Origin of the sequence: Leucobacter sp. gxy201, from assembly GCF_051043335.1 — a bacterium.
In the GTDB taxonomy this organism is placed as follows: domain Bacteria; phylum Actinomycetota; class Actinomycetes; order Actinomycetales; family Microbacteriaceae; genus Leucobacter.
In genome coordinates this window covers 42239-61981 of sequence record NZ_JAMXWS010000001.1, presented here as the reverse complement: position 1 = coordinate 61981, position 19743 = coordinate 42239, and the positions used below count along the sequence as shown (strand labels likewise).

Annotated in this window: 19 protein-coding genes and 1 riboswitch; of the genes, 6 read left to right on the top strand and 13 right to left on the bottom strand. The window is 68.0% G+C overall.

Annotation, left to right across the window (positions count from 1 at the left end; all coding sequences use genetic code 11):
- Position 1: 1 nt before the first annotated feature.
- Positions 2-397, top strand: a complete 396-nt coding sequence (locus NHL51_RS00275) for a response regulator (RefSeq protein WP_434140905.1) — start codon at positions 2-4, stop codon at positions 395-397.
- On the opposite strand, the gene NHL51_RS00270 is transcribed toward NHL51_RS00275, so the two are convergent.
- Positions 384-938, bottom strand: a complete 555-nt coding sequence (locus NHL51_RS00270; protein WP_434140904.1) for a DUF308 domain-containing protein — start codon at positions 936-938, stop codon at positions 384-386. The two genes, NHL51_RS00275 and NHL51_RS00270, sit on opposite strands and share 14 nt — an antisense overlap.
- A gap of 23 nt (positions 939-961) precedes the next feature.
- Positions 962-1882 (bottom strand): c-type cytochrome biogenesis protein CcsB, encoded by a 921-nt coding sequence (gene ccsB / locus NHL51_RS00265; protein WP_434141665.1) that lies wholly within the window; start codon positions 1880-1882, stop codon positions 962-964.
- A gap of 228 nt (positions 1883-2110) precedes the next feature.
- On the opposite strand from ccsB, the gene NHL51_RS00260 reads away from it, so the two are divergent.
- Entirely contained in the window at positions 2111-4018 is a 1908-nt protein-coding gene (locus tag NHL51_RS00260; RefSeq protein WP_434140903.1) for a glycerophosphodiester phosphodiesterase family protein, read from the top strand.
- Between the two features lie 22 nt (positions 4019-4040).
- Here NHL51_RS00260 and NHL51_RS00255 read toward each other — a convergent pair whose 3' ends face one another.
- From NHL51_RS00255 to NHL51_RS00245, 3 genes are all read right to left on the bottom strand, one after another.
- A complete protein-coding gene (locus NHL51_RS00255; RefSeq protein ID WP_434140902.1) occupies positions 4041-5033 on the bottom strand; it encodes an SRPBCC family protein in 993 nt (330 codons plus the stop codon).
- Positions 5034-5053: 20 nt separating this feature from the next.
- Entirely contained in the window at positions 5054-5425 is a 372-nt protein-coding gene (locus tag NHL51_RS00250) for an ArsR/SmtB family transcription factor (RefSeq protein ID WP_434140901.1), read from the bottom strand.
- Positions 5426-5499: 74 nt separating this feature from the next.
- Positions 5500-6183 (bottom strand): VTT domain-containing protein, encoded by a 684-nt coding sequence (locus NHL51_RS00245; RefSeq protein ID WP_434140900.1) that lies wholly within the window; start codon positions 6181-6183, stop codon positions 5500-5502.
- A 247-nt stretch (positions 6184-6430) separates the two neighbouring features.
- Between NHL51_RS00245 and NHL51_RS00240 the strand changes: the two genes are divergently transcribed.
- A complete protein-coding gene (locus NHL51_RS00240; RefSeq protein WP_434140899.1) occupies positions 6431-6595 on the top strand; it encodes a hypothetical protein in 165 nt (54 codons plus the stop codon).
- Between the two features lie 105 nt (positions 6596-6700).
- On the opposite strand, the gene NHL51_RS00235 is transcribed toward NHL51_RS00240, so the two are convergent.
- Complete coding sequence (locus NHL51_RS00235) at positions 6701-9904, bottom strand: DUF5979 domain-containing protein (protein WP_434140898.1); 3204 nt, start codon at positions 9902-9904, stop codon at positions 6701-6703.
- Between the two features lie 182 nt (positions 9905-10086).
- On the opposite strand from NHL51_RS00235, the gene NHL51_RS00230 reads away from it, so the two are divergent.
- Positions 10087-10371 carry a helix-turn-helix domain-containing protein gene (locus NHL51_RS00230; protein ID WP_434140897.1) on the top strand — a complete coding sequence of 95 codons (285 nt, stop codon included), beginning with the start codon at positions 10087-10089 and terminating at the stop codon, positions 10369-10371.
- A gap of 75 nt (positions 10372-10446) precedes the next feature.
- Positions 10447-10770, top strand: coding sequence for a DUF6907 domain-containing protein (locus NHL51_RS00225; RefSeq protein ID WP_434140896.1), 324 nt, complete (start codon positions 10447-10449; stop codon positions 10768-10770).
- A 42-nt stretch (positions 10771-10812) separates the two neighbouring features.
- Here the strand turns inward: NHL51_RS00225 and NHL51_RS00220 are convergent, their stop codons facing one another.
- The 6 genes from NHL51_RS00220 to NHL51_RS00195 all read right to left on the bottom strand — a co-directional run bounded on the left by NHL51_RS00220 (position 10813) and on the right by NHL51_RS00195 (position 17821).
- Positions 10813-11697, bottom strand: a complete 885-nt coding sequence (locus tag NHL51_RS00220; protein ID WP_434140895.1) for a bifunctional methylenetetrahydrofolate dehydrogenase/methenyltetrahydrofolate cyclohydrolase — start codon at positions 11695-11697, stop codon at positions 10813-10815.
- Positions 11698-11711: 14 nt separating this feature from the next.
- Complete coding sequence (glyA, locus tag NHL51_RS00215) at positions 11712-12995, bottom strand: serine hydroxymethyltransferase (RefSeq protein WP_434140894.1); 1284 nt, start codon at positions 12993-12995, stop codon at positions 11712-11714.
- A 36-nt stretch (positions 12996-13031) separates the two neighbouring features.
- A riboswitch (ZMP/ZTP riboswitch) is annotated at positions 13032-13114 on the bottom strand.
- A 51-nt stretch (positions 13115-13165) separates the two neighbouring features.
- Entirely contained in the window at positions 13166-14170 is a 1005-nt protein-coding gene (locus NHL51_RS00210) for an ArsA family ATPase (RefSeq protein ID WP_434140893.1), read from the bottom strand.
- Complete coding sequence (locus NHL51_RS00205; protein ID WP_434140892.1) at positions 14161-14484, bottom strand: cory-CC-star protein; 324 nt, start codon at positions 14482-14484, stop codon at positions 14161-14163. Before NHL51_RS00205 ends, NHL51_RS00210 begins: the two co-directional genes overlap by 10 nt.
- A gap of 3 nt (positions 14485-14487) precedes the next feature.
- Positions 14488-16215: a carbon starvation CstA family protein gene (locus tag NHL51_RS00200; RefSeq protein WP_434140890.1), complete on the bottom strand. Its 1728-nt coding sequence runs from the start codon at positions 16213-16215 to the stop codon at positions 14488-14490.
- A 211-nt stretch (positions 16216-16426) separates the two neighbouring features.
- Complete coding sequence (locus NHL51_RS00195; protein ID WP_434140889.1) at positions 16427-17821, bottom strand: hypothetical protein; 1395 nt, start codon at positions 17819-17821, stop codon at positions 16427-16429.
- Positions 17822-17887: 66 nt separating this feature from the next.
- Here NHL51_RS00195 and purU point away from each other — a divergent pair, with 66 nt between their 5' ends.
- Positions 17888-18772: a formyltetrahydrofolate deformylase gene (gene purU, locus NHL51_RS00190; protein WP_434140888.1), complete on the top strand. Its 885-nt coding sequence runs from the start codon at positions 17888-17890 to the stop codon at positions 18770-18772.
- A gap of 22 nt (positions 18773-18794) precedes the next feature.
- Here purU and NHL51_RS00185 read toward each other — a convergent pair whose 3' ends face one another.
- Complete coding sequence (locus NHL51_RS00185) at positions 18795-19652, bottom strand: biotin--[acetyl-CoA-carboxylase] ligase (protein WP_434140886.1); 858 nt, start codon at positions 19650-19652, stop codon at positions 18795-18797.
- Positions 19653-19743 lie beyond the last annotated feature (91 nt).

Genomic DNA, 19743 nt, shown 5'->3' with positions numbered 1-19743 from the left:
CATGTACGTGAGCCCGGAGATGATCAGCACTCTCGCTGGCCTTGTCGCAATAGGCGCGGCAATACTCGGCGGTGTTTTCGGCATGCTCCACTACTTGGAGAAGCGTCTCAATCAGCACTTCGCAGGCATCGATCGACGCTTCGAGGAAGTAGATCGACGCTTCGACGACGTAGATCGCCGCTTCGAAGAAGTAGATCGACGCTTCGAAGAAGTAGATCGGCGATTCGACGTCGTTGACCGACGTTTCGACGAAGTCGACCGGCGTTTCGACGAAGTCGACCGTCGTATCGGCCTACTCGAGGATGGGTCCAGCACCATGGCCGGTGAACTCACCGAGGTCAAGATCGCGATCGCCCGATTCGAAGGCCCGGCGCCGCGCCTGATCAGCGCACGCTGACGCGCGAGTTCTGCAGCGCGCGTCGCAGTGCGAGGGCGGTCCACACCATTGTGGCGCCGAGCAGCACCATGATGAGCCCGCCGATGACGGCGACGAACGCGAGTGCGACGTCGGGCCAGATGAGGGCGACGACGCCCGCCAGCATGATGACGATCGCGGGGCCGAGCGCTGCGGCGCCTCCGCCGGCGCGTATGCCCAGCGTCAGCCAGAGCGCGCCGATCAGAATCACCGAGACGCCGACGAAGGTGACGAGCACGTTCACGGTGAACTGCGAGAACAGCATCGCGAGCACACCGACAACGATCAGCACGATGCCGGCACCGATCGTCGCGCCCGACGAACGCCGCCGCACGAGCAGCGCGAGCCCGTTCGCGACCATCGCCGAACCGAACAGCACGACGAGCACCCACGACGCAGCGATGAACGGCCACAGCAGCAGGCCGAGCGCGGCCGCCAGCACGACGATGCCGACGACGAGCGGGATCCACCACGGAAACTTGCGCGCCGGCCCCGATGTTTCAGGAACGATCTCCCAGGTCATGATGCTCCCGTCGAAGGCTCGGCCTAGAGGCCCGAGTAGGCGTGCAGGCCCTTGAAGAAGACATTGACGATCGTGTAGTTGAACAGGATCGCGCCGTACGCGATGAGGTTCAGCCACGCCGACCGGGTGCCGCGCCAGCCGCGCGTCGCACGCGCGTGGATGTAGCCGGCGTAGAGCACCCAGATCACGAAGGTCCAGACCTCCTTGACGTCCCAGCCCCAGTAGCGGCTCCATGCGGCCTCGGCCCAGATCGAACCGGCGATGAGCGTGAACGTCCAGAACACGAAGCCGATGATCGCAAGACGGTAGGCGAGGTCTTCGAGCCGCACCGCGGTCGGCAGCGTCGAGATGAAGCGCAGCGAGCTCTCGCCGCTCTTCGCCGCATCCCACTTCGCGCGCACCAGCTGCAGAATCGACAGACCGAACGAGAGCGTCAGGAAGCCGACCGCGAGCACCGCGACGAGAATGTGGATGACGAGCCAGTACGAGTCGAGAGCCGGCGGCAGCGGCACGATCGCGACGTAGAAGTTGAGCTTCGTGATGCCGAGGAACAGCACCGTCAGGCCGGTGACGAGGGCGCCGAGGAAGCGGACGTCGACGATGAACTGGGTCACGATGAAGATGAGCATGATCGCGCAGGTCGCGGTGAGCGCGAACTCGTACATGTTCGCCCACGGCACGCGCTCGGCGCCGATGCCGCGCATTGCGGTCGCGGCGAGGTGCAGCACGAAGCCGAGCACTGTGAGCGAGAAGCCGATCTTCAGCGAGCGCGAACGCTTCGCCGGGGCCTCGGTCGCCGTGCGGGTGAGGGTGGCGACACCGCCGCTGCCGGCGGCCTCGGCGCGCTCTTGCGAGGCGGCCGATGCTTGGCGCAGAGCGACATCGCCGCTGCGGTTCGCCAGGTCGACGACGTAGAAGACGAACGCGATCGCGTACACGATCATCGCCGAATAGAGCGCGATCGTCGAATAGGTTTCCAGCTCACTCACCACAATCGTTCAGAGTATCCGGTCACTCCGTGAATTCGCTTGAGAACTGCGGCGCCCGTGCCCCGTATGCGGTGCGGGTTCGCCGGCCGATCGCGGTGAACTCACAGCCATGCCATATGATCGGCACAATAACGTTGGATGCAGTACACCCTTCGTCGTCGGTGACCGGGTGCAGGGGGAAACATGACCAGCGAGCGCCGCACTTCGAGCTCTGCCGTACCGCGCACCGGCATCTGGCACGAGACCGGGGCGCTGCTCGCCGGCTCGATGCGACTCGTGCGCGCCGGCGGCGCGAAACTGCTCGCCCTGCTGCTCGCGAGCCAGCTCATCATCGTCGCCGTCGCGCTGCCCGTCATCGGCTGGCTCTTCCGCGAAGCGCTGCGCGCCGTCGGCATGCACGGCCTCGACATGGGGCAGCTGCAGCTCGGCCGCGGCTTCCCTCTCACCGTCGCCCTCATCATCGCGATCATCACGATCGCGTTCTGGCTGATCGCCCTGCAGTTCACCGCGCTCGTCGTGCTGCTGCGCTGGCCGAAACTCGGCGGCCGCGCATACCTGCGCGAGCTCGGCCGGGTCGCGCGCAAGCTCGTGCACCCCGGGGCGGCACCGCTCGTCTTCTACCTCTTCCTGCTCGTACCGCTCACCGGATTCGGGTTCACCTCGGTGTTCACCCGCGGCATCGCCATCCCCTCGTTCGTGTCGGGCGAGCTCGAGAAGAGCACCGTCACCGCGATCGTCTACTCGGGGGTTCTGCTGCTGCTCGCGCTGCTGAACATTCGCCTGGCGCCCACCGTCCCCGTGTTCGTGCTCACGACGGGCGGCAAGCTCGCGCGCAGCTCGTGGCGCCTCACGCGCGGCCTGCGCTCGAGTATGCCGATGGTGCTGGCCGTCGTCGCCGTGGTCGCGACCGGCGGGTTCGCGGGCGGCCTCCTCACCGTTGCCGCGGTCGTGCCGACCGCGATCTCGGATGCCGTCGCGCCCGACGCCTCGTACGTCGTGGCCGCCTACTCGCTCGGCATCGCCCAGGCCGTAGGCTTCATGCTCAGCGGCATCGTCACGGCGCTCGTCGCCGGAGTGCTCATCACCCTCGCGCTGCGGGGCGCCGAGCGACTGCCCGCGGGCGTCGCCCTCGTCTCCTCGTCCGCCGGTTCCACGGCCGGATCACCCGACGGTGCGCTTCCTGCCGCATCGCCCCCGTTGCAACCTCGCTACGGTGCGCTGCGCTCCCGCTCGGGAGCCTTCACCGCGATCGGGCTCGTCGCCGTCGCAGCGGTGACCGGCACGCTCGGCATCGGCACGATGCAGCAGCTCTCGAACAGCCCCGAGACTCTCGTGCTCGCGCACCGCGGCTTCACCGACGGCGGGGTCGAGAACACCATCAGCGGGCTCGAGGCCGCCCATGCCGCCGGCGCCGACCTCGTCGAGATGGACGTCATGCAGACCCAAGACGGCGAGTTCGTCGCGATGCACGATGCGAGCCTGTCGCGCCTCGCCGGGAAGGACGTGGCCGTCAAGGATCTGACCCTCGACGAGCTCACCGCCATCACGGTGCACGACCGCTTCGGCCACGAAGACCGCATCCCGTCGTTCGCCGAGTACGTCGAGCGGGCCGCCGCCCTCGAGATGCCGCTGCTCGTCGAGATCAAGCTGAGCGGCGCCGAGACACCCGACCACGTCGACCGGCTCGTCGCAGAACTCGAGACGCTGGGGGCGCTCGACCAGAACATCTACCACTCGCTCGACGCCCCGAGCGTCGAGCGACTGAAGCACCTGCGCCCCGACACGACCGTCGGCTACACCATGGCGTTCGCCGCCGTCGACGTGCCCGACACCCCCGCCGACTTCATCGTCGTCGAGGAGTGGACCGCGACCGAGAAGATGCAGCGGGCAGCGATCGCATCGGGCTACGGGTTCATGGCCTGGACCGTGAACGACGAGAACGGCATGCGCGAGCACCTGCGCCGGGGCACCGACGGCATCATCAGCGACCACCCCGACGAGGTGCTCGCACTGCGCGACGAGATGCAGCAGCAGACCGGTCTCATGCCGGTGCTCGCAGACGCGCTCAGCCGATTCGTGACGATCATCTGAGCGCGCCCGCGGGCCTCCGCGGTCAATGCACGAGCACCTCAGCCTCGAGGCGGGCGTACCCGACCTCCATGCCGTCGAGCATGCCGGTCGAGAGGATCATCTCGCGGGTCTCGGCATCCGGGTACGTGATCAGGAGCGTGATGAGTGTGCCGCCTTCGACGGCGGTCAGCGTGAGCTCGTTGCGGGTCACCGCGCTGTTCGCGCCTTCGGGGTCGACGGGCGAGACCATCGTCTCGGTCGTGACGGCGCGCACCGGCCGCTGCCCCTCGAGGAACTCGCCGATGAAGCCGAAGCGCTCGCCGCTCTCGACGTTCTGCCACTCGTAGCGGAAGCGCTGGCCGGGTTCGGTCGCGACTTCGCACACCGGCATCTCCCACCCGTCGGGGCCGAGCATCCAGCGACGCAGCAGGTCGGCGTCATGGTGGGCACGCCACACCTGCTCGACGTCGCCGCGCACGACGCGGCTCGTGCGCGCCTGCGTCTCGCCGATGCGCTGCAGTTTCGTCGGCAGGTCGGCGGCGAACGATGCGAGATCTGCGAGCACATCGTCGATCTGCCCCATGGCCTGACGGGTGCCCTCTTCCATGCCCATCTCGCGCAGCTGCTCCAGTTCGTCGAGCGAACCGTAGTAGGTCTTCGTCGTCACCCGTGAACCCAGCGCCGTCTGCTGAAATTCGAACACCATGCGCAGGCTCGGCAGGTCTTCGTTGGGCGAACCATCATCGAGGGCGAATCCGTCGCGCACTTCGAACGAGCGGCCGGCGTCGACGGCCACCCACTTCCAGTAGCCGCCGAAGCGGTCGCCCTCGGGCCCGGTCATGTAGTAGTTGCTCAGGCCTCCGACGGCAGCGTCGTGACGCGCGAAGGTCGCCGGGTACCCGGGCGGGCCCCAGAAGCGCTCGATCTGGCGCGGGTCGACGTAGGCATCCCAGAGCCTCTCGACCGGGGCGGTGAAGTCGGCGACGATGGTGGTCGTCAGCGCCTCGGGGTCGGTGGTGAATGCGGTGATCGGCATGATGTTTTCCTCCTCGTTGATCAGCGGCGCTCGACTGCGGAGCGCCGCTCTTGCCCGTCGTCTTCGGCGAGCAGCGCATCGAGCTGGGCGATGCGGCCTCGCCAGAGCTGTTCGAAATGAGCCAGAAGCGCTTGCGCCCGGCGAATGGTCTCGGGGTTGCCTCGCACGATGCGCTCCCTCCCCCGCGGAACTTTGGCGACGAGGTCTGCGGCCTCGAGCACCGCGACGTGCTTCTGCACAGCCGCGAAGCTCATGTCGTAGTCGCGGGCGAGCTCGGAGACCGAGGCCTCGCCGACGAGCGTGCGGCGCACGATATCGCGCCGCGTCGCGTCGGCCAGGGCCCGGAAGATACGATCTACCCGGTCGTCGTCAAGATCAATTTGTGCAACCATTTGGTTGTACGTTACGTCCGCCGAAAGCCGTTGTCAACCCCCGAGCGGCAAACCGCTCGGGACAGCCCGGCCCGTTACTCGGCGACGCTGCGGCGCTTCTCGCGCCACGAAGAGAACGCGCGCCACATCTCGATCAGGATCGGGATCCCCGGAATCAGTACGAGCACGATGATGAAGATCTCGCTGTACTTCTGCACGAACGGAATCTGCCCGAGGAAGTAGCCGAGCAGCGTCACGCCGACCGCCCACAGCAGCGCGCCGACCGCGTTGTAGACGACGAAGCGGCGATAGGTCATGTGGCCGATACCGGCCGCCGCCGGCACGAAGCCGCGGATGATGGGCAGGAACCGCGCGATGATGATCGCCTTCGGGCCGTGCTTCTCGAAGAACGCGTGCGTGCGCTCGACGTTCTCGGGGTTGAAGAGCTTGCTCTTCGGCCGGTTGAAGATGGCCGGGCCGATCTTGCGGCCGAGCATGAATCCGAGCTGGTCGCCCGCGAAGGCGAACACGAACAGCACCGCGCAGGTGATCCAGATCGGGATATCGATGATGGGCACCCCGCCCGGGCCCGTCGCGCTGAAGAGCCCGACCGTGAAGAGCAGCGAGTCGCCGGGCAGAAACGCGAGCACGACGACACCGGTCTCGAGAAAGACGAACACGCACGCGAGGATCAGTGCGAACCAGCCGCCGGCCTGCAGCAGGGTCTCGGGGTCGAGCCAGTCGATGCCGAGCAGTGCGGGCACGAGAAGGGGGGTCATCACCCCGTCAAGATACCAGGCGGGCCAGTGAGAAACCCCGGGCATGGTGGTTGAACTCACCGGCGCAACGAAGGGATGTGCGCGATGACCGAACCGCAAACCTGAACCATGATCGGTGCTGTCATTGAGATCATGATCCGCACCATCACGGTGATTCTCCGCACGGTGTACATACAGTTCGCGACCACGCTCCAGCAATCGAAGTCGCTCGGGCACGAGCTGCGGGCCGACGTCCGCTGTCACGAGCGTGCGCATCGAAGGCACGAGCATTCGTACTGACCTGCACGCCGAGATCCCGAACGTACGACCCGAGTTACCGGCAGACATCGGAAACGTGCGCACCCAGATCATCCACCTCGACCGCGACGTGCAGGCGATCACCAAGCGCATCTTCCCCACCGATCAGGCCTGAATACGACGAAGCGCTCCATCGGGACGGCGCACCCGAAAAGGGGTGGGCCCGCAGCCGGAAGTAGGGAATACTCCGACTGCGGGCCCGAGGTGCTATCCGTTCGACTTACTCAGTCTTGAAACTGCGTCGCCGCGCGGATAGCGCCATCACTCCGCCGGCTGCTGCGAGGAGCAGGGCACCGGCGATCCCCAGGGGGAGTAAGGGAGCGCCGCCGGTGGCGACGAGGTTCGGCTTCTTGGGGGATGCCGGAGCCAGGTCGCGGGTGATGGTGTTCGTGAGTTCGACCTCGACGACGGTGCCGTCGCCGATGGTGAACGTGTCGGTGCTGAACGCGGGCTGCTGCCAGGCCCCGCCTTCAATCTTCGTGGGTGTGACCTCGGTCAACGTGACCTCGGCGCCGTAGGGCAGCCCCTCGACACTGATGGTCTCGCCGTACGCGGCCACCGTGAGCGAACCCACACCGGCTTCGAAGCCGTCGCCAGCGGGGTAGGTGAAGCGCACCTCGAACTCGGTACCGTCGGCCACCAGGCTCGCACCGCTCCCGGCGATCTGCTTCGTGACCGCGAAACCGCCGCTGTTGAGCGAGAGCTCGTTCGTCGCGAGCAGCTCGACCGTCACATCCTTCTCGATGGTGAAGGTGCTCGGGCCGTCGAGCTCGACGGGCTGCCAGGTACCGCCTGTGACCTTCTCGGGCGCCACCTCGGTCACGGTGACGACCGCACCGGCGGGGATGTCACTGACGGTCGCGGGGTCGCTGCCCGCGGTCACATTGATGGTGCCTTCGCCGGCGTCGAAGGTGTCGCCGGCCGGGTAGGCGTACTCGAAGGTGTACTCCTGCCCGTCGGGTACGAGGTGGAGGGCGTCGCCCGTGACCGTCTTGGCGAGGCTGAACGCGCCCACATCGCGGCTGATCGTGTTGGTCAGCGTCACTTCGGCCGTGGTGCCGTCACCGATGGTGAAGGTCTGCGGGTCGAAGATGTGGCCTTCCCAGGTGCCGCCGGGTACCGGGGCCGGGTCGATCTCGGCGAGCGTCACCTCGGCGCCGTACGGGAGGGGGCCGCTCGCGACGGGCTCGCCGTCCGCCGAGATCGTCACTGTGCCGGAACCGGCTTCGAAGCCGATGCCTGCCGGGTAGCCGTACTCGACGGTGAACGTCGTCGACGGGTCCACCAGCTCCGCGCCCGTGCCTTCGAGAACCTTACGGATCTGGAAGTCGCCGTTGCCGAGCAGGATCGGGTTGTCGAGGTCGATCGTCACACTCTGGTTCTGGATGATCGTGAACGTCGACTGCGAGAACACCGGGTCGAGCCACTCGCCGCCGGTCACCGGATCCGGTGCGGCCTCGGTCAGCGTGATCTCGACGCCCGCGGGCAGGCCTTCTACGATGACGGGATCGCCGCCGGCGACCACGGTCACGGTGCCGGTGTCGGCCTCGTAGCCGGGGCCTGCCGGGTGCGACCAGGCGACCCGGAATTCAGTGCCCTCGGGCACGAGCCCTGAGCCGTCGCCGGAGAGGGTTTTCTGGATGCTGAACGCGCCCAGATCCTTCGTGATCCGGTTGGTCACCTCGACCACTGCTTCGGCGTCGACCCCGACGGTCAGGGTCTGCGGGCTGATCACCGGCGCATCCCAGGTCGCGCCCGGAATCGCGTTCGGCATGACCTCGGAGAAGGTGAGCTTCGCACCCACCGGCAGTTCACCGCTCGTGACGAGCGTGCCGTCTGCGGGCAGCGTGAGGGTACCCGAGCCCGCGGCCCAGGTGCTCGAAGCCGGGTAGCTGTAGTTCACGGTGTAGCCGTCGACGCCGTCGAGGTTCGCGCCGTCGGGGTTCTCGACGGTCTTCTTCGCCTGGAAAGTCGTCTTGTCGAGCATGGCCTCGTTGGTGAGCGTGAAGTACGAGACCTTCGCCAAGTTCTTGTTGGCGGCGGAGAAGGTGATCTCGATACTGTCGGTCGGTTCCGCACCCTCGAGGGGTTCGCCGTTCGCGTTGGTCGCGATGAACTTCGGCGTGCCCCAGGTCACGTTCGCGGGATCCGTCGGCTGCACCTCGGTAATGACGAGGCGGGTGTCCTTGAAGAACTCCTCACTGAAGAAGGTCTCGCCTACGCGAATCTTCGTCGAACCGGGCGTGCCGGGGTAGTTCGCGTCCGTCGTATCGTAGGCCGTCCAGTTCAGGGTGAACTCGGGAGTCGGGTTGAACGCGGCGTCACCGGCGAGCGCCTTGGTGACGGCGAACTTGCCGAAGTTCTTCCCGACGACGGTGCCCGAACCGGAGTAGCGGGTCGCGCTGCCCTCGACGATACGCTTCTTCTGCCCCTCGACGGTGTACTCCGCTTGGTTCCGGTAGGTCTTCGCCTTGCCCTCGTCGAGCACCTTCACAAGCCACTCCACATGGTAGACCGAACCGGTAAGGCCGCGGTCGCCCGCGTTCGGCTGGTCATCGGGCAAGCCTTCGCGCGTCGTAAACGAGACGGTCAGCTTGTCGGCAGAGACCGTTACGAGGTCGTCGGGAATCTTGTGCCACACGAGGTCTTCGCGGTTGGTCTGCGGGCTGCGCCGCACGCTGCCCGCCTCATATACCACAGGATCACCGATGAGCTCGAACGCCGAGGTGTCGAGCAGGTCGGTGACCTCGACGTTCAGACCGACCGGCATACCGTCCCCGCGCGCCGAGCCGTTGACGCTATCGTCGACCGCCACCGTCCATTCGATCTGGTCAGTGAGGTTGTCGTACCAGCCGCCCTTCCATTGCCAGGAGCCCTCGTAGTCGCAGTCCTCGATGCAGACGACCGGGTTCGGCGTCACCGTCACCGGAGGTGCCGTCACATTGCCGAAGTCGAAAGTGCGCTCGACCTCCTCGGTGTTGTAGATGTTCACGTTCACGAGGAATGTGAAGGTGCCGCTGATCTCGACCGGATGACTCGCAACGTAGTCATCATCGATCGTGCACACCACCTGCTGCGCTGAGACAATGCATTCGCCTGCCACTTCACCGTCGGAATCGATCGCGGGGAACCGGTCGGCGTGCCCACGCAGTTCCTCCGGCAGCTCCACCGTGGCCGTGAGCGGCGTCGACGGGTTATCCGCCACGCTCCAAGCGACGTTGATCTCCTGACGGCTGCCGCCCGGGAACTCGTCGTTCACGAAATCCACACTGTCGATGGTCGCCGCGGTAGCGGCGAGCGCAGCTGATTGCGGCAGGACGACGAGGGTGGCCACCAACGCGAGGAAGGCGAGTATGGCGCCTTCGAAGCGCACGCGTCTCGACCTCGAGTCGTGGTCCCCCTTTCGCAGCGCAAAGGTACTCATGCAGTCTCCTCGATTCTTCACACGGATAGAGGAAGGTCCGGTTTCGGAGCATTCCCGACCATTCGGGCGTTGAAATTGAGAGCTCACATAAGACGAATGGCCTCTTTTATTATGCATATAATGAAACGGAAAGCAAAATAAAAGAGGCCTCATGAGTTAGGCGAAACCTTCAATCTGGAGGCATGGCAAAGCACATCCCGGGGGAGCATTGGGTCGAGTACGCACGCGACATCGGCACGCGATTGCAGCGCAGGCGCATCGAGCTCGGTGTGAGCCAGGAGCGTCTCGCGGCATCCGCAGGGATCACGCGCTACACGTACCAGAAGCTCGAGAAGGGCGAATCCGCTCCCGGCACCCCCGCGAACCCGAGTCTGCGCACCATCATGGCGGTAGCGCAGCAGCTCGGCTGCACACTCGACGAGCTGCTCCCGGAACCGTGGCCGGATCTCGGTCTCTTCGACGACTGACCCTGCGCCTCCGGATGTCCGGGGTCCGGCCTAGCCTGTGAATGCCGTGCCGCAGTCATCGTATACGGAGGGCCCGTGTTCCGAACAAGCTGGCAGAGCAGCCCCTGCCCCGAGTGGTGCGTCATCGACCACGACGAGGCCGATCACCCCGACGACCGCGCCCATCGCGACGCCGGCATCGCGATCCCTGCGGTGTTCCGCCACCGCGATTTCCACGAGGGCCGACTCGTCGAGCGCATCCACGAAGGCAGCCTGACCCTCGGCCGTTGGCAGCGAGACGGCGAAGATCGGGTCTGGTACTTCATCGGCGACGACGCGGGCCTCGAGATCGAGATCAGCGCGGAGAGCTTCGCACGCCTCACCGACGAGATGGTCCATCTCCGCGAGGGCGGCCCCTGAGACGCCCGTCGACCCGCTGGCCGCGGGCCGGCGGGCACCCCGCTAGATACCGGCCCGGCGCTCGGCCATCTCCACGACGTTCGTCATGAGCAGCGCCACGGTCATCGGGCCGACCCCGCCGGGGTTCGGCGAGACCCAGCCCGCGACCTCGGCGACGGCCGGGTCGACATCGCCGAACACGCGATCCTGACCGCCGTCGGAACCCTCTTCGCGGCTCACGCCCACGTCGAGCACCGCGGCGCCCGGCTTCACGTCTTCGGCGCGGATCATGTGCTTCACGCCCGCAGCCGCGACGATGACATCAGCCTGGCGCAGGTAGTACGGCATATCAACCGTGCCCGTATGCGTCAGCGTCACGGTCGCGTTGAACTCGCGGCGCGTGAGCAGCAGCCCCATTGAGCGCCCGATCGTCACGCCGCGGCCGACGACCACGACGTGCTTGCCTGCGAGATCGTAGCCGTTGCGGGTCAAGAGCTCGATCACGCCCCGCGGCGTGCACGGCAGCGGGGTGTCGATCGGGCCGTTCACGTTCAGCACGAGACGGCCGAGATTCGTCGGGTGCAGCCCGTCGGCATCCTTCGCCGGGTCGATGCGCTCGAGAATCGCATCGGTGTCGAGATGCTTCGGCAACGGCAGCTGCACGATGTAGCCGTGGCACTCGGGGTCGGCGTTCAGCTCGTCGATGAGCGCCTCGACGTCGGCCTGCGTGGCGTCTGCCGGCAGCTCGCGCTGCATCGAGTTCATACCGATCGCCTGCGACTGCCGGTGCTTCATGCCGACGTACAGCTGCGAGGCCGGGTCGGCGCCCACGAGCACGGTCGCGATGCCGGGCACGACGCCCCGCTCGGCGAGCGCTGCGACACGCTCGGTCAGTTCCGCCTTGATCGCCGCGGAGGCGGCGCGGCCGTCGAGTTTCTGCGCAGTCATCTCGCGTGCTCCGTTCACCAGTTCTCGAGGCCGGGGTACAGCGGGAACGCCTCGGCGAGCGCCTCGACGCGGCCGCGCAGCGCGTCCGAGTCGGCCTCGCCCTGCAGCGTCAGCGCGATGATGTCCGAGACCTCGGCGAACTCGGCGTCGCCGAAGCCGCGGGTCGCGAGCGCCGGGGTGCCGATGCGCAGGCCCGAGGTGACCATCGGCGGGCGCGGGTCGAACGGCACCGAGTTGCGGTTCACCGTGATGCCGACGGCGTGCAGCGCGTCTTCCGCCTGCTGACCGTCGAGCGCGGAGTTACGCAGATCGGCGAGCACGAGATGCACATCGGTGCCGCCCGTGAGCACGTCGACGCCGGCGGCCTTCGACGCATCGGAGGTGAGCGCCGCGGCGAGCAGCTTCGCTCCCGAGAGGGTGCGCACCTGGCGCTCCGTGAACTCATCGGTCGCGGCGAGCTTGAACGCGGTCGCCTTCGCGGCGATCACGTGCATGAGGGGGCCGCCCTGCTGGCCGGGGAACACGTTCGAATTGAGCTTCTTCGAGATCTCGGCCTCGTTCGTGAGGATGAAGCCCGAGCGCGGGCCGCCGATGGTCTTGTGCACGGTCGACGAGACGACGTGGGCGTAGGGCACGGGGTTCGGGTGCAGGCCCGCCGCGACGAGGCCCGCGAAGTGCGCCATGTCGACCCACAGGGTCGCGCCGACCTCGTCGGCGATCTCGCGGAACGCCGCGAAGTCGAGCGTGCGCGGGTACGCCGACCAGCCGGCGATGATGACCTTCGGCCGATGCTCGCGGGCCTTCGCGCGCACGACATCCATGTCGACGAGCATCGTCTCAGGGTCGACGCCGTACGAGGCGACGGTGTAGAGCTTGCCCGAGAAGTTCAGCTTCATCCCGTGAGTGAGGTGGCCGCCGTGCGAGAGCTCGAGGCCGAGAATGGTGTCGCCGGGCTCGGCGATCGCCGACAGCACGGCCGCGTTGGCCGAGGCGCCCGAGTGGGGCTGCACGTTCGCGAACTTCGCGCCGAAGAGCGCCTTGGCGCGATCCCTGGCGAGATCTTCGGCGATGTCGACGAACTCGCAGCCGCCGTAGTAGCGGCGGCCCGGGTAGCCCTCGGCATACTTGTTCGTGAGCACCGAGCCCTGGGCCTCGAGCACCGCGCGCGGCACGAAGTTCTCGCTCGCGATCATCTCGAGCGTGCTGCGCTGACGGCCGAGCTCCTGCTCGAGCACCGCGGCGATCTCGGGGTCGACGGCCGCGAGCGGCTCGTTGAAGAAGGCGGACTGCTGGGACATACGGACTCCTCGTTCCTCCTGCGCACGCAGGTCTGTTCCTGCGGCCCAGGCGAGCGGCCTATGTTCGAATCGTCGCTCCCCGATGGTCGCCCATCTGCACGCCAGTCACGACGCCCACCAGCCTAGCAAGCCCCGCCTGCGAGGCGCACGGATTTTCTCCGCACCGTCCGTCAGCGGGCCTCGGCCGGGGCCCCGAACTCGGCGGCGAGCGCCCCGAGCGCCGACTCGCCCACCAGAGCACCGCCGATGAGCGGCACGAGTACGCGCGGGGCGCGGGGCAGCTCGCGGGCGAGGCGATCGAGCTGCTCGTTCTCGAGCGCGCGGCGAGCAGCGAGCAGGGGGCCGGCGTCGTCGGGCGAGACGCGGTTCACGACGAGGGCGGCGAGGTCGACGCCGATGCCGTCGAGCGCGGCCGCGAGTTCGAGGGTCTCAGAGACGGGCATGGGTTCGGCGATGCTGACGATGACGAAGCCGGTGAGCGACGCGTCCTCGATCGTGGTGCGCAGTCTCGCGAACCGTTCGCGGCGCGCGATGAGCACGCGCCTGAGTTCGGCGTCGGCGCTCTCGTCGGGGGTGCGCTGGCGGCTACTCGCGAGACCGCGCATTGCCGAGGCGTAGCGCTCGGAGCGGTCGCGATTCGACAGGAGCGTCTCCGTCCATCCCGTGAGCTGTTCGGGCAGGCGCATGAGCCGGAGGGTGTGCCCCGACGGGGCGGTGTCGAACACGACAAGGTCGTAGCCCTCGAGCCCGAGCGCGACCGCGTCGGCGACGCGTTCGAGCACGGCGGCCTCGTGGCTGCCGGGTGCTTCGCGGGCGAGCGCGAGGTGGCGTTCGGCGTGCGCGTGCATGCGCTCGGGCAGCATGCGGCGCATGGTCTCGGCGACCGCCCGCAGGTGCGCGTCGACGGTGCGCTGCGGGTCGATCTCGATGCCGTCGACGCGGCCGCCGCCCTCCGTGGTCGCGAGTCGCGCCGGCGAGTCGCCGACCCGACACCCCCAGAGGTGGCCGAGATTGTGCGCCGGGTCGGTCGACACGACGAGCACCCGGGAGCCCTCGCGGGCGCGGGCGAGCGCGACCGCCGACGACACCGAGGTCTTGCCGACCCCGCCCTTGCCGCCGACGAAGAGCACGCGGCGCGCGCGCACGGTCTCGAGGAGCGTGGCGTCTAGCAGCATGACACGTGATCCAAAGGGCTTCGGGGCATGCCCATGCGGCGATGCCACTGATGGAAGTCGTCGTAGAGGCTCGGCATGAGCTCGACCGTGTAGTACGCGGCCGGGTCGGGCACGCCGAGCGCCTCGCCGAGCACGGCGAGGGTGAAGAAGTCGTCCTCGTCGCGCTTGTCGCGCGCGATCGCCTGCCGGTAGGGGCCCGCATAGTACTCCTGCAGGCCGTCGCGCAGCGCGGCCCAGCGCCGGGAGAGTTCGCTCCCCCGGCGCCGGGTGCCGCGCCCGCCATCGTGGTGCGGCGGGCGCGGTGCGCTTGCCATGCGTCAGACCTCTTCGCGTACGGCCTCGAGCTTCACGTCGGCGTCGAACGCCTCGGGCGGCTCGTTCGCCGCGCGGCGCATCGCGAGCACCGCCTCGACGGCGACCCAGATGCTCGCCACGATGATGATGGCGTCGAGCACGAAGAGCAGCCAGTCGGGGTTCTCGGGGTTCGCGAACGACGCGAGCTGGTCGATCGCGGCCCAGAACGAGGTGACGAACACGAACACGAGCGGCACGAGCGCCGGCAGCGGGCTGCGGCGCTTGCGGATGAGGATCACCGCGATGATCGACAGCGTGAGCGATGCCATGAGCTGGTTCGTCGTGCCGAACAGCGGCCAGATGCGCAGGCCGCCGTCGCCGCCGAGGCCCTGGGAAAAGGTGAGGCCGAGACCGACGATCACGACGATGAGGGTGGCCGGCACCTTCGTGATGCGCACCTTCATGGTCTCGCCGATCTCCTGCACCACGAAGCGGAGCAGACGCATGCCGGTGTCCATGGTCGTCGCCGCGAACAGCACCGCCATCGTCGCGAGCACGGTCGCGCTGAGCGATGCGGGCAGGCCGATGCCGTCTTGCATGAGCATGCCGCCGCCCTCGACGAAGGCGTTCACGCCGCCCGCGCCGAACGCGTTGTAGACCTCGTCCCACTCGGCCACGGTGCGGAAGCCGGCGATGACGGCGAGGATCGTGCCGAGCGAGAGCAGGCCCTCGCCGACGGCGCCGAAGTAGCCGACGAAACGCGCATCGGTCTCTTTATCGAGCTGCTTCGAGCTCGTGCCCGACGACACCATGCCGTGGAAGCCCGAGATCGCGCCGCACGCGATCGTGACGAAGAGCAGCGGCACCATGCTCGGGGTGCCGTCGGGCACCGCGTTGTTGATCATGGGCGCCACGATGGTGTGCGAGTTGCCCACGAACAGCGAGCCGATGAGCACCGCGCCGTAGAGCAGTGCGAGACCGACGAACAGCTGCACGCCGTTGATGTAGTCGCGCGGCTGCAGCAGCACCCACACCGGCAGCAGCGAGGCGATCGCGCCGTAGACGAACAGCGCGACGATCCAGAACGTCGCCGGGCTCATGCCGAGCACCGACTCGGGCAGCACGACCGGCACCTGGTCGCCGAGCACGATGAGCGCGTACAGCGCCGTCACGCCGACGATGGTGACCGGGATGAGCGGCCAGCGCAGACGGTACACGGCCACGCCGACGAGCAGCGCGACGATGATCGCGCCCCAGGTCGGGATGACCGCGGTCGGGGTGCTGATGAGCAGGTTCTTGATGACGACCGCGAACGCGGCGATCACCATGAGCAGCAGCAGGAAGATCACGACGAGGAACAGGTTCGCGCCGCGCTTGCCGATGTACCGCTCGGACAGTGCGCCGATCGAGCGCCCCTTGTTGCGGGCCGAGGCCCAGAGCGCGCCGAAGTCGTGCATGCCGGCGAAGAACACCGTGCCGATCGTCACCCAGAGGAAGGCCGGCAGCCAGCCCCAGATGACGGCGATCGCGGGGCCCACGATCGGTGCGGCTCCCGCGACCGAGGTGAAGTGGTGGCCCCACAGGATGAACTTGTTGGTAGGTACGTAGTCGACGCCGTCGTTGAGCTCGTGCGCCGGGGTTTCGAAATCGTCGTCCAACCGGTAGACGCGTTTCGCCAGATACTTCGAATAGACGAGGTATCCGAACACGAAGATCGCGAGACCGATGAACATGAGAATGACGGGACTCATAGAACTGTTCTTCCTCTCATTGGCCGCGCGTCTCTGCGAGGCCTCCGTCGGGCGGGTGAAGTCGGGTCACACCTTGAGAGGCGCGTGCCGCGACGGTGCGGCCCGTACCTCTCCCCTCGAAGCTACCAACAACGCCGAGGCGATAGCCAGCAACCGGTCGTCGTCGCATTCGGGCCCTCGATCCCGCTCCCGCAGCGTCTCGCTTCGAGTCTCAGGAGCTCGAGGGTTCAGACGCCAGCTCCATGAGGGTCGGCCACTGGTCGCTCGCATAGGTCTTCGGCAGGCTCACGCCGGTGCGCTCGACGTCGAACCAGTCGAAGATGCCGCCGCGGCTCTGCCAGTAGTCGCCGCTCGAGAGGAAGAGCGCCAGGGTCGCCTCAGGGATGGCGGGCTGGTCGGTGTCGAGGTCGAACTCGGGGTCTGCCGTTTCGTCGCCCGGCGCTGGAGTATCGGGCCGCGCCGCCGTCATCGAGAGGCGGTAGCCCCGCTCGTTCTCGAACTCGTAGCGCACCGACTCGACCTCGCCGTTCTCGTCTTCCCAGAAGATGCCGGGCTCGCCGGGCCTCGCCGTGTAGGTGGGGCCGTCGTCGATCTCGCGCAGCATCCACCCCTGCTGTTCGGCGGACTTGCGCGCGGACTTCGCGACCGACTCGGGGTCGCCCGCCAGAGCCCGACCCCAGACGACGTCGACCTGGTAGTTGAAGGTGTCGGAGTAGCTGTACTCGTCGTAGTCGATGCCGGCGCCGCCGAGCACCCGCCAGCCGGTGGGCGAGATCTCGGTGCGCAGCGGCGCGAGCGCCTCCTGCGCCTCGCGCCATTGCGCCTCGTGTCGGTCGCGCTGCTGGTCGAGCGAAAGCCCCGCCACCTCGATCTCCTTCTGACCGCCGAAGTCGCGCTCGCCGTTCATCGAGACGTAATCGGCCGCGACCGCCCCGCCGATCAGCATCGCGGGCACGACGCACACCGCGATGAGCGCTGCGATGTTGCTGCGGCGAGCGCGATGCGCGGCCGCAGGCGCGGGCTCGGCGTCGGGAGCAGCGATCCCTGCAGCGCCGAACTGCTGCGGTACGGCCGCTTCTACCGCGCCCGCCAGCGCCGGCGGTGCGGGGCGCAGCACGAACACCAGCACGAGCGCCGCGAGGTAGGCACCCACCCACACGATGAACGAGATGCCGAGCAGCGTCTCCTCGGCGCGCTGCGACACGAAGCCGAACGTCGCGCGCACGACCGATTCGATCGGCGCCGCGTCCGTAGCGCCGGGCATCGAGAGGCAGATCATCACGAGGCCCCAGCAACTCGTGACGATCGTGACGCCGACGGAGACCGGGATGCTGCGGAACCCGCGATGCTTCAGCACGAAGCGGGGCACGGCGCCGAGCAGCCCGACCCCCGGCACGATCAGGGGCGAGAAGAGTACCGCGAAGAGCGACTCCCAGCCGCCGACGCCCGCGAATGAGCGGAACAGGAACGCGGCCGGGAAGATGAACCACGACACCCACAGCCACGACCTCCAGAGCACCCCGACGCCCTTGGCCTTGGGCTTCTTCGCGCGTTTTCGCGGCGGCGCCCATTCGGGGGCCGCCATCGGTGCTGCAGGTGTCGCCATGGTTCGACTGTAATCGCAGAGGCCGCGTCTCACCCGACGCGCCGCGATCTACTAGCCTTGTGCCTCGTGAGCACGATCGAGACGACCAACACCTGCGCCCAATGGGTTCTGACCCTCTCATGCATCGACGGGCCGGGTATCGTGCACGCCATCAGCGGCGCGATCGTCGAGGCCGGCGGCAACATCGCCGAGAGCCAGCAGTTCTCGAGCCAGGACACCGCGAGCTTCTTCATGCGCCTGCAGATCGAGGCGCTCACCGACATCGGCACCTTCGACGAGCGCTTCACCGCCGCCCTCGCCCCGGTCACCGAACGCTACGGCATGACCTGGCGCCTCGACCGCGTCGGCCGCCCGGTGCGCACCCTCATTCTCGCTTCGACCGCCACGCACTGCGTCAACGACCTGCTCTACCGCCAGCGCGCCGGCCAACTGCCGATCGAGGTGCCGCTCGTGCTGTCGAACCACGAGACCGTGCGCGACCTCGCCGCGTTCTACGACGTGCCGTTCGAGCACCGCGCCATCGCCGAGCCGGCCGACAAGGCCGCCTTCGAGGCCCGCGTGCTCGAGGCGATCGACGAGCACGACATCGAGCTCGTCGTGCTCGCCCGCTACATGCAGATCCTCTCGCCCGGGCTGTGCGCGGCGCTCGAGGGCCGGGCCATCAACATCCACCACTCCTTCCTGCCCGGTTTCAAGGGCGCCAACCCCTACAAGCAGGCGCACGAGCGCGGCGTCAAGCTCATCGGCGCGACGGCGCATTTCGTCACCACCGACCTCGACGAGGGCCCGATCATCGAGCAGGACGTCGTGCGCGTCGACCACTCGTACTCGCCCCGCCAGCTCGTGCAGCTGGGGCAGGACGAGGAGGCGCGGGTGCTGCGCCGCGCGGTGAACTGGTTCGCCGAGAACCGCATCCTCGCCGACGGTCACCGCACCATCATCTTCAAGTAGCGGGGCGCCGCCCGCCGGTCGGTCAGCGCAGGTGCTCGACGTCGCCCGCCGCGACCGTGAGCTCGCCGCCCGTCGGCAGGTCGACCACGAGCGAACCGTCTGGGGCGAGGGATCGCGCCCGCCCGTCGACGACCTCGCCGGCCGGCAAGTGCACCCGCACTTCGGCTCCGAGCGTCACCGAGGTGCGTGCGACCCGCGAGCGCACGGCGCCCGGGTTCGTGCCCGCGAGCTCGATGAGCCGCAGCAGATCGGTCGCGTAGTCGGCGAGCACGTCGTCGAGCAGGCGCTGCCCGGCCGCATCGTGCAGCGACTCGGCGCCGTCGACGTCGGCGCCGGCCGCGAGCAGCGACGTGGCGCGTTCGGTCGGCAGCTCCCATTCGGGCAGCAGCAGGTTGACACCGGTGCCGACGACGATCGCCCCGTCGGGCAGCATCTCGCAGAGGATGCCGACGAGCTTCAACCCCGGCCGCCCCGCCATCGCATCGTCTTCATCGCGCACGTGCACGTCATTCGGCCACTTCAGCCCGACCCGCATCCCGTCGCCGAAATACGGTTGCAGCGCAGCCGTCATCGCGGCCCCCGCGATGAGCGGCAGCCAGCCGGGGCCGAGGCCCGATCCCTGGCCCGCACCGTGCCCCTGCCCGAACCCGCGCACGAGCAGCGATGCCGCGACCGCCATGTCGGGCGGCGTCACCCATCCGCGCCCGAGGCGGCCGCGGCCCGCCGTCTGCTCGGTCGTCGCGAGCAGCGTGCCGTGCGGCAGTGGCTCGGCGCCCCCCGCCCGATCGAGCGCGAGATCGCGCAGCTCGGCGTTCGTCGAAGGCGAGCTCTCGCGCCAGATCACCTGCGGCAGCACATCCCGGGTACGCGGCAACTCCATGCCCACACGTTATCGCCCACGGAGCGCCTTCGTAGGCTTTCGACTAAGGATTTCGGGATCAGTTGGAGAAGTTGTTGCGCGTCAGGCATAC

Bases quoted from the DNA above. Each gene is read 5' to 3' on its own strand.
- NHL51_RS00275 (WP_434140905.1), top strand. From the start codon at position 2: ATGTACGTGAGCCCGGAGATGATCAGCACTCTCGCTGGCCTTGTCGCA.
- NHL51_RS00270 (WP_434140904.1), bottom strand. From the start codon at position 938: ATGACCTGGGAGATCGTTCCTGAAACATCGGGGCCGGCGCGCAAGTTT.
- ccsB (WP_434141665.1), bottom strand. From the start codon at position 1,882: ATGATCGTGTACGCGATCGCGTTCGTCTTCTACGTCGTCGACCTGGCG.
- NHL51_RS00260 (WP_434140903.1), top strand. From the start codon at position 2,111: ATGACCAGCGAGCGCCGCACTTCGAGCTCTGCCGTACCGCGCACCGGC.
- NHL51_RS00255 (WP_434140902.1), bottom strand. From the start codon at position 5,033: ATGCCGATCACCGCATTCACCACCGACCCCGAGGCGCTGACGACCACC.
- NHL51_RS00250 (WP_434140901.1), bottom strand. From the start codon at position 5,425: ATGGTTGCACAAATTGATCTTGACGACGACCGGGTAGATCGTATCTTC.
- NHL51_RS00245 (WP_434140900.1), bottom strand. From the start codon at position 6,183: ATGACCCCCCTTCTCGTGCCCGCACTGCTCGGCATCGACTGGCTCGAC.
- NHL51_RS00235 (WP_434140898.1), bottom strand. From the start codon at position 9,904: ATGAGTACCTTTGCGCTGCGAAAGGGGGACCACGACTCGAGGTCGAGA.
- NHL51_RS00230 (WP_434140897.1), top strand. From the start codon at position 10,087: ATGGCAAAGCACATCCCGGGGGAGCATTGGGTCGAGTACGCACGCGAC.
- NHL51_RS00220 (WP_434140895.1), bottom strand. From the start codon at position 11,697: ATGACTGCGCAGAAACTCGACGGCCGCGCCGCCTCCGCGGCGATCAAG.
- glyA (WP_434140894.1), bottom strand. From the start codon at position 12,995: ATGTCCCAGCAGTCCGCCTTCTTCAACGAGCCGCTCGCGGCCGTCGAC.
- NHL51_RS00210 (WP_434140893.1), bottom strand. From the start codon at position 14,170: ATGCTGCTAGACGCCACGCTCCTCGAGACCGTGCGCGCGCGCCGCGTG.
- NHL51_RS00205 (WP_434140892.1), bottom strand. From the start codon at position 14,484: ATGGCAAGCGCACCGCGCCCGCCGCACCACGATGGCGGGCGCGGCACC.
- NHL51_RS00200 (WP_434140890.1), bottom strand. From the start codon at position 16,215: ATGAGTCCCGTCATTCTCATGTTCATCGGTCTCGCGATCTTCGTGTTC.
- NHL51_RS00195 (WP_434140889.1), bottom strand. From the start codon at position 17,821: ATGGCGACACCTGCAGCACCGATGGCGGCCCCCGAATGGGCGCCGCCG.
- NHL51_RS00185 (WP_434140886.1), bottom strand. From the start codon at position 19,652: ATGGAGTTGCCGCGTACCCGGGATGTGCTGCCGCAGGTGATCTGGCGC.